This is a genomic window from Alkalibacterium sp. MB6, assembly GCF_009935905.1.
GTDB lineage: Bacteria > Bacillota > Bacilli > Lactobacillales > Carnobacteriaceae_A > Alkalibacterium.
Genome location: NZ_PREX01000006.1, coordinates 78,025 through 89,623 on the forward strand (window position 1 = coordinate 78,025; position 11,599 = coordinate 89,623).

Consider the following 11,599-nt stretch of genomic DNA (forward strand, 5'->3'; position numbering starts at 1 on the left):
CGCCTGGAATGTTATAATAAGCTAAGCTTTATAAAAGCATCTAGTCTTTTGAAGAGCAGACAATGAGTGGAAGGCCGCAATTTGCTTGAGACGACTTATACAGGAGTGATAAAGATGACAGATCATTTAGAATTAGTAATTATTACCGGAATGAGCGGAGCAGGTAAAACTGTGGCTATGCAAAGTTTTGAAGATATGGGTTATTACTGTATCGATAATATGCCCCCTAATTTATTACCGACTTTCTGGAATTTAGTGAGAGAGTCAGGACAGTTTAGTAAAATTGCATTGGTTATGGACTTACGAATGAAAGACTTTTTCGAAGAAATTGAACAAGCATTAAAAACGCTTGATGATTCACCGCATATAACGAGCCGCATTGTGTTTTTAGAGGCGACGGATATGGAACTAGTCTCCCGTTATAAAGAATCACGTCGCGTTCACCCTTTAGCTCGAAATGAACGAACAATTGAAGGGATTAAAAAAGAACGTGAATTATTAAAAGAGATCAAAATGAAATCTCAGCTTGTGATTGATACAAGTGACTTAACACCACGCCAATTGCGTGAGAAATTAATTGGGAAATTCAAGACAAAAGATAAAGAGATGTTTCGTGTTGAAATGGTTTCATTTGGATTTAAGTATGGGAGTCCCATTGATGCAGATATCGTTATGGATGTTCGCTTTTTACCCAATCCTCACTATATAGACGACTTAAGACCTAAAACAGGTTTGGAAAAAGAAGTCTATGATTATGTGATGCAACAAAAGGAAACAGAATCTTTCTATAAACATTTCACGCAATTACTTGAAACGACATTACCAGGATATAAAAAAGAAGGAAAAAGCAATTTAACAATCGCGATTGGATGCACCGGAGGAAAGCACAGGTCTGTGGCGCTGGTGGAGCGTATTGCCAATAAAATAAAAGCAGATGGTTATCCTGTCAACATCTCACATCGAGATAAGGATAAAGTAAAGGAGTCCGTTGTACGATCATGAATAAATTAAAGCGAACAAAGAGAAAGCCAAAAATCGTCGTTATTGGTGGCGGCACAGGCCTTCCAGTCATATTAAAGAGTTTGAAAGAAAAAGATGCGGACGTCACAGCTATTGTGACTGTGGCGGATGATGGTGGAAGCAGTGGGGCATTGAGAAAAAGTTATAATGCTGTCCCCCCTGGAGATTTACGTAATGTGCTCTCTGCCTTATCCGATGTCCCTGAGATTCAAAAAGAGATCTTTCAATACCGCTTCAAGGCAAATGATCAAGCTTTATCAGGGCACACAATTGGGAATCTAATCATATCAGCCACAGCAGATTTGCGTGGAAATATATATGATGCCATCCAAATATTGGCGAACCTGATGCATGTCAAAGGGCATGTTTATCCTGCAGCGGAAGAACCATTAGTCTTGCATGCTCGCTATATTGATGGAAGCACTCAGTCTGGCGAATCGATGATACCAAAAAACGGTAAAATGATTGACGAGGTAGCGATAACTTGTGTGGAAGAAGACAAACCTGTTAAAGCGGGAAGAGATGTTGTGCAAGCAATTCTGAACGCTGACATGGTTGTCTTAGGGCCAGGCAGCTTATTTACAAGTATCTTGCCTAACTTGATGATTCCAGAAATTGGAAAAGCTGTAATGGAAACGGCTGCTAAAGTAGTCTATATATGTAATATCATGACCCAAAAAGGAGAAACGGAGGGGATGAATGACTGTGATCACATCCGTGTTCTGCATAAACATATGGGCGGGAAATTTGTTGATATCGCCTTAACTAATAATGGCGCCGTACCAAGTCAATACATTGAAAATGAGGCAACTGAAGAATACTTATTCCAAGTAGACCATGATTTCAAAGGACTAACAGAAGAAGTACCATTAATTATATCAGACGATTTCCTTTCCTTTACTGAAAAAGGGGTTTACCACAATGGTGAGAAGGTCGCTGAAGAAATATTTAAAACGGCTTTTAACAGCCAAAGAAAACTAACTAAACAAATTAAACCTGTGCAATAAATGTTCTAAAAAAGAGGAAAGGAAGTGAAAACGTGTCTTTTGCTTTTGATGTAAAAAAAGAATTAACGATGCTAGAAGTCCATCCAGAACATGCCAAGGCTGAGTTGGCTGCATTAATAAGAATGAATGGGTCGCTGAGCATAGTGAATCGCGATTTTTTATTGAATGTGCAAACAGAGAATGCGGCAACCGCTCGACGCATGTATACGTTAATCAAAGACAACTTCGGTGTAAGAGCTGAACTGCTTGTTCGAAAAAAGATGAAGTTGAAAAAAAATAATGTTTACATTGTGCGCTTGAAACAAGCAAGTAAACTGGTTTTAAAAGAATTAGGTATCATGGATGGCATGCTTTATAATGGTCATATTCCAGATGAAATTAAACAGAACAGACAAAAAATCAAATCGTATCTTAGAGGAGCATTTTTAGCTAGTGGATCTGTGAACAGTCCCGATACCAGTCGATACCATTTAGAAATATATTCTAGTTACGAGCGCCATAATAATGATATTTGTGAGATGATGCAAGAATTTGGGATGAATGCTCGAGTCCACGAACGACGAAATGGTTATATTGTGTATTTGAAAGAAGCTGAAAAAATCGCTGACTTTTTAGCACTCATCGGTGCAACAAGTAGTATGTTCCGGTTTGAGGATGTGCGAATCGTTCGAGATATGAGAAATTCAGTGAATCGGTTAGTTAACTGTGAAAATGCGAATATGAATAAAACCATTGATGCAGCCGGTAAGCAGATTGAAAACATTCGATTAATTGAGCGCCATCAGGGGATGGATTCCCTGCCTGATAAATTAAGAGAAATAGCAGAACTTAGAATTCAATATCCTGATATTAGTTTGAAAGAATTAGGAGAATTGGTACCTAACGGTGGTGTTTCTAAATCAGGTGTTAACCACCGACTAAGAAAAATAAATAAGATCGCTGATGAATTAAAAGAACGAACCAGCGTATAAAATAGAACAATCAACTAAACGATCAAATGAACAGAATGGTGAGAAAGACAGAACGGTAACGGTCTTTCGCTTATTCTGTTCGTTTTTTTGTTGTCCAAAAAAACATCAGTGAATATCTGTATATTTTTTACTTTATTCAAATACTACTAATTTAAGATTGTCTTATTTACAAGTAATGAAAACGGGATTATTGAGTGATTTAATCACGTAGTTGACTTAGAAGAGTACAAAGGAGTCACTTATCCGATTCTCATTTGCAAGTCTCAATGAGAATGCTAATAGAGACGAGAGCCAGTAATGACTAATACCAGACTATGTTCATTATAATTAGTACAATTTGAAAATAAACGTCAAAAGGACGATTGAGTATTATTCACAAACTTTTAATTGGGGATATTAAGTAGCTAACTAATAATGATTATCATTTGTAATATTTTAGTCTTTTAATCGATTGAAAAGCCCGTTATGTCTTTACTTTAATTGCATAATTAGGTATTCTAAGAATAGATGATTTAGAAATTATTTGTGCCATTTTTATGTGAAAAACTGAATTTGTTGAGATGATATAATCATAATCATTCATTTATAGGTAAGGAATTTAAGAGGAGGAAAGGGAATGCGATTTAAATTAAAGTATAAAGCTACATTTCCGGCTTATAATAAGTCCCGGACTCATGACAAAGCGATTGAGAGAGTCGACGCTCCTGCAATCATGGTCTATCCGATGTCTATGCATATCGGAGCACCAGCTAAGCCAGTAGTAGCAGTAGGAGACACTGTTAAGGTGGGGACTTTAATAGGTGAAGCACAAGGATTTATATCAGGAAATATTTTATCTTCGGTCAGTGGGAAAGTTATTTCTATTGAAGAAAGAGATGTACTTAACGGAAGACACACGTGTATCATTGTTAAAAATGATCAAGACTATATAGAAGAACCACCATTTCCAGAAGCTGGAGACAATGTCTCTCCAGAACTAATTCCAGAATTGATTAAACGAGCAGGTATTTCTGGTATGGGGGGAGCAACCTTCCCAACTAACGTCAAAATGACTCCACCAAAAGGAAAAACAATTGACACACTTATTTTGAATGGTGCAGAATGTGAACCTTATTCTACTTCTGACTTCAGAACAATGGTGGAATATGCAGATGAAATTATTGAAGGAATCAAAGTCATTGACAGTATTTTTAACGTAGGGAAAGTCTACATTGGCATTGAAGACAATGCTAAAGAAGCTGGAGAGGTGTTAAAACAAGCTGCAAGTGGCTATGATAAAGTAGAAATTAAAATACTAAAAGCTCAATACCCGCAAGGATCAGAGAAACAATTAATTGAACATTGTACAGGTCGTCAAGTGCCTGCTGGTGGATTGCCTGCAGATATTGGAGTAATTGTTTCCAACGTCGGAACATTCCAACAAATTTACCGTGCTGTTCGCTTAGGTAAGCCGATGGTCGAACGTGTCACTACAATTACAGGGACACCACTTGCTGAACCTAAAAACCTCTTAATTAGATTGGGTACACCTATCGATGATCTTATTGATATCTGCGGTGGTTTTCAAGAAGTCCCAAGAAAAGTTATTCATGGTGGACCAATGATGGGGATGACCATTAAAGATGGAGCTATCCCAATATCTAAAGGAACCACACATATAACCTTCTTTACTGCAGAAGAAGTAGCAGAGGATGAAAGGATAGACTGTATTCGTTGCTCAGAGTGTTTGAACGTCTGTCCTGTCAGTTTACAACCGATCTTGATTAGTAATGCCTATGAAAGAGGCGATATTGAAAAAGCAGAGCAGTTGGGAGCAATGGACTGTATCGAATGTGGAAACTGTTCTTACATCTGTCCTTCTAAGATTCCTCTTTTAGAAAACATCAGAAAAGCTAAAGCTGCAATTAAACAGAAGGCGGTGTAACCATGTCTACACAAAAAGGAAAAACAAGCCTGGGCGATTTCGATTTGGTTATGGATCAGTCCCCGCATATTTTTGAAAAATGGTCTTCTCAATGGATTATGTTACAAGTTATTATTGCCATGTTATTTCCACTGGCTGCCGGTACATATTTTTTTGGCATGCAGACATTGTGGATAACATGTATCGCTGTATTAACTTGTGTGATTAGTGAGTATGTATATGAGCGAATTGTTAGAAAAAGAATGACAATTAATGATTTGTCAGCTGTGGTAACAGGGATGGTTATTGGCTTGAGTATGCCAAACGGAGTGTCATGGTTCAGTACTGTTTTAGCCAGTCTTTTCGCTATTGTCATTGTTAAAATGATTCCAGGCGGTATTGGTAAAAACAGGTTCAACCCTGCTGTTGCAAGTCGGATTATGTATTTAATGGCTCCATGGATTGTGAATAGTTTTGTTCAGGGTCCGGACATCCTAACGACTGCCAGTTCTGCTGAAGCCATTACAACGGCAACGCCTACTGACTTAGTAGCCACAGCTACACCACTTTTTTATATTTCTAGTGGAGCGACTGAGGTACCTGAAGGAGCCCAAACTCTTTGGAATATGTTTTTAGGAAACCAAGGGGGTTGGGGCGGATCATTAGGTGAAACAAGTTCGATTGCTTTGCTTATCGCTATGGCCTTCTTAATTTTTAGACGCATTATTAACCCTAAAGTTCCTGCTTTGTATATTGGAACAGTCGCTTTGATTATGTTAGCTTATAGTGGCTTTGATTTTGAGTTTATGATGTACCATATCTTAAGCGGTGCTCTATTGCTTGGTGGAACGTTCATGGTTACGGACTATGCTTCTGGAGGATTAACACCATTTGGACGTATGCTCTTCCCTATTGGAGCGGGCATACTGACGGCGGCCTTCAGGATATCTGCTTTCTCACCAGAAGGTGTCGGCTTCTCCATTTTAATCATGAATGCAATTATTCCATTCTTAGATAAACTAGTGATGCCAAGAATTTACGGACACAAAAAACGTCCAATGGTTCATCCGGATTACGATTTAACTGAACCTTTAAATAAACGGGATATATTAGCAGAAAAATAAGGAATTATTGAATCACTTATTTACTCGACTTTAATAAACACTCTCTTAGAAAAAAGCATTTTTGCTTTCTAAGAGAGTGTTTTTAGTTTAAAAAGGACGTATGCACCTGACAAAGTGACTATCATAAACGCTTTCATTGTGATACACTCTTCTCAAATCATCGGATTGTAAAAGAGGTACCGATATAAATTCAAATTAGAAACCAGTCAAAAGGAGAATGTACAATGACGTGTCAAATGAAATGGGTGAATAAACTTTTGGTCTTATCTCTTGTCATGTTCATACTATCTGCATGTGAAAATTCAGCTGATGGAGAAGAAGTTGGAGAAAAGACACCGTATGAAGACGTGAATACATTAGAGGGTGTTCATTTAGAACTGGATAAAGACGTTTATGACGCGGAAGGGGACACCTTTACGTTAACTGTTACCAATCATTCTAATCAAGAGATCAGTTATGGAGTGTCTTTCACAGTAGAGAAACGAGTGGACGATGAATGGCATACAGTTGAACCAGAAGAAGACATGATGTTCATAATGATTGCCCATATACTTGAACCGGATCAAGAACAAGAGGAACAGATAAATATGGAGTATTATGAGCCCTTAAGTGAAGGGACATACAGAGTAGTCAGACAAATAGAGGGTGAAATAGTGACTGCTGAATTTGAAGTGAATTAAGAAGTCACTATATAAACTAATCGTTTACCTAAGTTAATCGATGTATAGCTAAACTCCCCTTTGATCCTAAAAGAGGAAAAAAGGGGAGTCTGATGATTGCTCATTTAATTGTCCAAAGAAGCTTTAATCGTGTTTATTTTCATGATATTTTCATTCTCACCGAGCGTTGAAATAAAATCCATCATATTAAAACTATTGGGCAGGTGCATCGTGTATAGATCTTGACAAACAGATGTGCCATCATCCAAATAATCAATCGAATGATCCGTTGAGACGACGGTAATGTGATTGGCTTTAAATTGTTCCTGTAAGTAATGGAAAGTAACTTCTCTATTTTTATAATGAATTTCGAGTTGTTTTGTGCGTTCAATTTTAAACATACCTCTGACTGTTCTTAAAACGATGAGCATAATAATCGTACTGGCTATAGAGATAAAGTAATAGCCCATACCTGTGGCAATTCCAAGGCTGGCAACTGCCCAGATGGAAGCAGCTGTCGTTAAGCCAGTTACTGAACGTCTACTAACAATAATTGTACCAGCACCTAGAAATCCAATACCATTTACTATTTGTGCAGTCATTCGAGTAATGTCAGATGATAATAATCCCGCATAGTCGGGATTCGCTATTGCAAAATCTAATACCATATTGCTTGCTTGCAACTGTGTGAGAGTGATAATAGCGGCCCCTAAACTGACGAGAGTGTGGGTTCTCATACCCGCATCGCGGCCTTTCATTTCCCGTTCATAACCAATGATTCCACCGACAAGAGCCGCAAGTAAAAGGCGTGCTAACACCTCTAAAGTATTGAATTCCATATCGTAACCCATCTCCATTCTTTACAATGTCTATTATGCTCAACTAAAGGAAAAAACACAAGAAATTAATTTCTTGTTTGTAATTACTTTAATCTTCTCGCTCCATACTGTATACTAATTTTAAACAGTCCATTCCCCTTTATTTGATAATTATACATAGATGTTCACCGCATATGTGAATGTTCGAATAAAGATCGAAGAATCGGAAGATATGAAAGGATGATAGTAATGCGTTTTTCGTTCATGGGAAAACACGGCGGGTCGCATCCCGAAGAAAATAAATCGCGAACGAGTCAATTACCTATAGTTGACGCGACTGTACCGAAAATTTTAATTTTTCCGGTTTCTATGCATATTGGCGCACCAGCCAAACCTGTAGTAGAAGTGGGTGATAAAGTAAAAGTGGGCCAGTTAATAGCTGAAGAAGGGGGCTTTATCTCTGCCAATATTTATTCTTCTGTATCAGGAGAAGTGATTGCGATAGAGAAAAGACCAACGGCTAAAGGACCGACTGACAGTATTATCATAAAAAATGACTATGAATATACTAAAGCAGATCCAATTGTTGAACCCGGACACTCTCATGAGATGGATAAAGATAAGATCGTTGAGACGGTAAGGAAAGCTGGAATTGTTGGTATGGGAGGAGCTACATTCCCTACAGCAGTTAAGTTAAGTCCGCCACCGGGGATGACTATTGATACGCTAATTATAAATGGTGCAGAATGTGAGCCGTATTCAACTTCTGACCACAGAGTCATGGTCGAATACGCTGATGAAATAGTTGATGGGATTAATTTAGCTAGAACATTATTTCCTCGATTGAAACAAATATATATTGGGATTGAAGACAATAAGCCTAATGCCATTGAAGCATTGAGAAAAGCTTCTGAAGATTTCGATGATATCACCGTTCGTCCATTGAAAACCATGTACCCACAAGGTTCTGAGAAAAACTTGATTAAGACTTTGACAAATAGAGAAGTACGACCAGGGGGTCTTCCTGCTGAAGTGCGTTGTGTTGTAATGAATACATCGACTATTCGTCAGTGCTACCGTGCTTGTGAATTTGGTGAACCGTTAATCGAGAGAATTGTTTCTGTTTCAGGGACACCTATTAAAGAACCTAAAAATCTACGAGTTAAAATTGGTACACCTATGGACTCATTAATTGAAGATTGTGGCGGCTTCTCAGAAGTGCCAGGAAAAGTACTATCCGGTGGACCAATGATGGGTCAGGCAGTCTCTGATTTGGGCGTAGTTATCATTAAAGGAACGACGGCAGTAACCGTGTTAACTCCTGAAGAAGCGAATCAAGGAGAAGAGCAGGACTGTATCATGTGTTCAGAATGTTTAAATGTTTGTCCGGTTAGTCTCCAACCTATTCTAATCAGTGACGCCTTTGAAAGAGGGAATATTGATAAAGCTGAAGAACTAGGAGCCATGGATTGTATCGAATGTGGAAACTGTTCCTTCATTTGCCCATCTAAGATTCCTCTTTTAGAAAATATCCGTAATGCAAAAGCGGCCATTAAAGCGAAGAAAGAGGGATAAATTATGGCACAAGCAATTGATGTAAAAGGGAAGTTACGCACAGGCCCATCGCCTCATATTCGAAAAGCCCGAACAGCAGCAGGTGTGATGACAGAAGTTTTGATTGCTCTAATACCACCTGCTATTGCAGCAGTCTTTTTCTTTGGTTGGTGGGTCATCGGGATGTTGGCCATTGGTATTGGTACAGCAGTTCTAGCAGAATACACCTATCAAAAGTTAACATATAAACCAATTAAGATACATGACCGTAGTGCAATGGTTACTGGGGCTTTAGTTGCTCTCAGTTTACCTGTAACAGCCCCCATTTGGATGATTATTTTTGGATCACTTTTTGCGATTATTATTGTGAAGCAAATGAATGGTGGCATTGGTCGAAATTACTTTAATCCAGCAGTTGCGGCCAGGGTAGTAACCAAAGCTTTCTTCACTCCATGGTTAGCTAACTGGGTACTACCGGGTGGATTCCTAGGAAGTGGTTATAGAGGAGTCGATGCTATTGCAACGGCAACACCATTAGAATATTTAGGTAATGGAGCACAGACTGTAACAGAACAAGTACCAGGCTTATGGGATTTGTTTATGGGCTTTAATCTTGGGGGGAACATTGGTGAAACGTCTAAAATAGCTATTTTAATAGGGATGCTTTATTTGATATTCAGAGGCGTTATTCATCCTAAGATACCTATCCTGTATATAGTCTCTACGTTTTTAATTATGGGCTTCTGGTCCAGTTTTAACTTTAACTTTATGATGTCACATGTCCTAACAGGCACGCTATTCTTTGGTGCGACTTATATGGCCACGGATTATAGTTCGGGTTCATTGACCCCTCAAGGGAAAACGGTCTTTGCCATTGGTTGTGGTGTGTTAACAGCATTCTTCCGAATCGTCTTTGATTTCCCAGGGGGAGTCGGATTCGCTATATTGATTATGAATGCTTTAGCACCATATATTGATAGTAAGTTAATGCCACGTATTTATGGTCACGAAACACGACCACAAGTCGATTATGACAGACAAAAGAGTAATAGCTAAGTTTAAATAGAAATAAATAACCTGTACATTCCCGTCTTTTGAAGGACAAGGAATGTACAGGTTTTTTGAATGCATTGACTAGATAAAGCTGTAAACAATGCCGCCAGCAATACCAGTGACTATCATAACTTGAATAGGACTAGCTTTGTATTTTCTCATAATGAATATACCGATGGCGAAAAAGATAACAGAAACCCAATTGATTTCTGAAAAAGCGACTGGCCAGTCGCTGTGCCCAAACATGGCCGTCATGAAAATAGTTAACCCTGCTAAAGCGATTAATGCAACAACGGCTGGACGGACGCCTTGGATAATACCTTGAACCATAGTTAATGAACTGTATTTAAAATAAAAGTAAGCAAGAATTTGAACGATAATAATAGAGGGTAGAGTGACTCCGATTGTTGAAACGATTCCTCCGAAAATACCGGCCACTTGATTTCCAGCAAAGGTAGCAGCGTTTATAGAAATAGGGCCAGGAGTCATTTCAGATAACGTCAGAATATCGATAAACTGCTGATTGGTGATCCATCCTTGCGCATGAATTAACTCTTGTTCAATTAATGGTAAAGCGGCATAGCCACCGCCAAAGCTAAAGAGGCCTACTTGAAAAAAGCTAATGAGTAGCTGTAAATAAATCATTGGTCCGCCTCCTTATCTGTTTCTTTCTTTAAATCCCACACGGTTGTTATTGCGCCTATTAAAGCTGAGAAAAATAATAACCATAAAATATTAACTTGGAATACTATACCTGCAATTAATGCGGCTAGCATGACGAGTATAGGAATTGCTTTGCGTTGCTTGACTACACGGGATCCCATATTATAAACAACATTTACAATAATAGCGGCAACACCGGCCTGCATACCTAGTAATACGTTATGTACAATCACATTATCTCGAACTGCCATATAGATGTAAGATAAAATAGTCATAATAATTAAAGGCGGTAAGATAGTTCCTAAGACGGTAACGAGAGCACCTGGGACCCCAGCCATTCGGTAACCCACAAGCAAAGAGGTATTGACTGCAATGGGTCCAGGAGCAGATTGGCCGAGGGCCACTAAGTTGAGCATCTCATCTTGATCCAACCAACCTAAATCATCTACAAACTTTTTCTCCATTAAAGGAACGATAACGTAGCCACCACCAAAAGTAAATGTACTTAAGTATAAGGTGGAAGTAAATAAGGTTTTGTACAATTCTTTCTTTTTCATTTGAATCCTACTTTCTCATATGTCTTCTTTTACTATTATAGTTGAAACATTCTTGCTTTAAAAGGAATTCAGCGTAAAATGTGATTTGAGTGAGTTTTTATTTTTTAAAGCACTAGTGTTGCATAAAACTAGAAATCACTGTTGATTGCAGTTTGTTAATTAAATCACAATTAGTTTTCTTTAAAATTTTCAAAAAAGTCAAATGCTGGCGCAGCGGATGACTTTTTCCAGAATTTTTTTGACTTATTCAGTTGTGGATAAATCGATTTG

General features: G+C 38.3%; 11 protein-coding genes. 8 read left to right on the top strand and 3 right to left on the bottom strand.

Annotated elements, in window-relative coordinates:
• Positions 1–114: 114 nt before the first annotated feature.
• The 6 genes from rapZ to C3945_RS03925 all read left to right on the top strand — a co-directional run bounded on the left by rapZ (position 115) and on the right by C3945_RS03925 (position 6,705).
• Entirely contained in the window at positions 115–1,002 is an 888-nt protein-coding gene (rapZ, locus tag C3945_RS03900; protein ID WP_161878379.1) for an RNase adapter RapZ, read from the top strand.
• Positions 999–2,027 (top strand): gluconeogenesis factor YvcK family protein, encoded by a 1,029-nt coding sequence (locus C3945_RS03905; protein ID WP_161878380.1) that lies wholly within the window; start codon positions 999–1,001, stop codon positions 2,025–2,027. Before rapZ ends, C3945_RS03905 begins: the two co-directional genes overlap by 4 nt.
• Before the next feature lie 32 nt (positions 2,028–2,059).
• The gene (gene whiA / locus C3945_RS03910; RefSeq protein WP_161878381.1) at positions 2,060–2,998 is read left to right on the top strand and encodes a DNA-binding protein WhiA; all 939 of its coding nucleotides are present in this window, start codon (positions 2,060–2,062) and stop codon (positions 2,996–2,998) included.
• Between the two features lie 616 nt (positions 2,999–3,614).
• On the top strand, positions 3,615–4,922 hold the full coding sequence (rsxC, locus tag C3945_RS03915) for an electron transport complex subunit RsxC (RefSeq protein ID WP_161878382.1): 1,308 nt from the start codon (positions 3,615–3,617) through the stop codon (positions 4,920–4,922).
• Between the two features lie 2 nt (positions 4,923–4,924).
• A complete protein-coding gene (locus tag C3945_RS03920; RefSeq protein ID WP_161878383.1) occupies positions 4,925–6,025 on the top strand; it encodes an RnfABCDGE type electron transport complex subunit D in 1,101 nt (366 codons plus the stop codon).
• Positions 6,026–6,249: 224 nt separating this feature from the next.
• Positions 6,250–6,705 carry an immunoglobulin-like domain-containing protein gene (locus C3945_RS03925; RefSeq protein ID WP_161878384.1) on the top strand — a complete coding sequence of 152 codons (456 nt, stop codon included), beginning with the start codon at positions 6,250–6,252 and terminating at the stop codon, positions 6,703–6,705.
• 104 nt (positions 6,706–6,809) lie between these two features.
• Here the strand turns inward: C3945_RS03925 and C3945_RS03930 are convergent, their stop codons facing one another.
• Entirely contained in the window at positions 6,810–7,523 is a 714-nt protein-coding gene (locus C3945_RS03930; protein ID WP_161878385.1) for an MgtC/SapB family protein, read from the bottom strand.
• A gap of 228 nt (positions 7,524–7,751) precedes the next feature.
• Here C3945_RS03930 and rsxC (C3945_RS03935) point away from each other — a divergent pair, with 228 nt between their 5' ends.
• A complete protein-coding gene (gene rsxC, locus C3945_RS03935; protein WP_161878386.1) occupies positions 7,752–9,077 on the top strand; it encodes an electron transport complex subunit RsxC in 1,326 nt (441 codons plus the stop codon).
• Between the two features lie 3 nt (positions 9,078–9,080).
• The gene (locus C3945_RS03940) at positions 9,081–10,112 is read left to right on the top strand and encodes an RnfABCDGE type electron transport complex subunit D (protein WP_161878387.1); all 1,032 of its coding nucleotides are present in this window, start codon (positions 9,081–9,083) and stop codon (positions 10,110–10,112) included.
• Between the two features lie 78 nt (positions 10,113–10,190).
• On the opposite strand, the gene C3945_RS03945 is transcribed toward C3945_RS03940, so the two are convergent.
• Both C3945_RS03945 and C3945_RS03950 read right to left on the bottom strand, forming a co-directional pair.
• The gene (locus C3945_RS03945; RefSeq protein WP_161878388.1) at positions 10,191–10,754 is read right to left on the bottom strand and encodes a chromate transporter; all 564 of its coding nucleotides are present in this window, start codon (positions 10,752–10,754) and stop codon (positions 10,191–10,193) included.
• Positions 10,751–11,329: a chromate transporter gene (locus C3945_RS03950; protein WP_161878389.1), complete on the bottom strand. Its 579-nt coding sequence runs from the start codon at positions 11,327–11,329 to the stop codon at positions 10,751–10,753. The genes C3945_RS03945 and C3945_RS03950 overlap by 4 nt, the downstream gene beginning before the upstream one ends.
• Positions 11,330–11,599 lie beyond the last annotated feature (270 nt).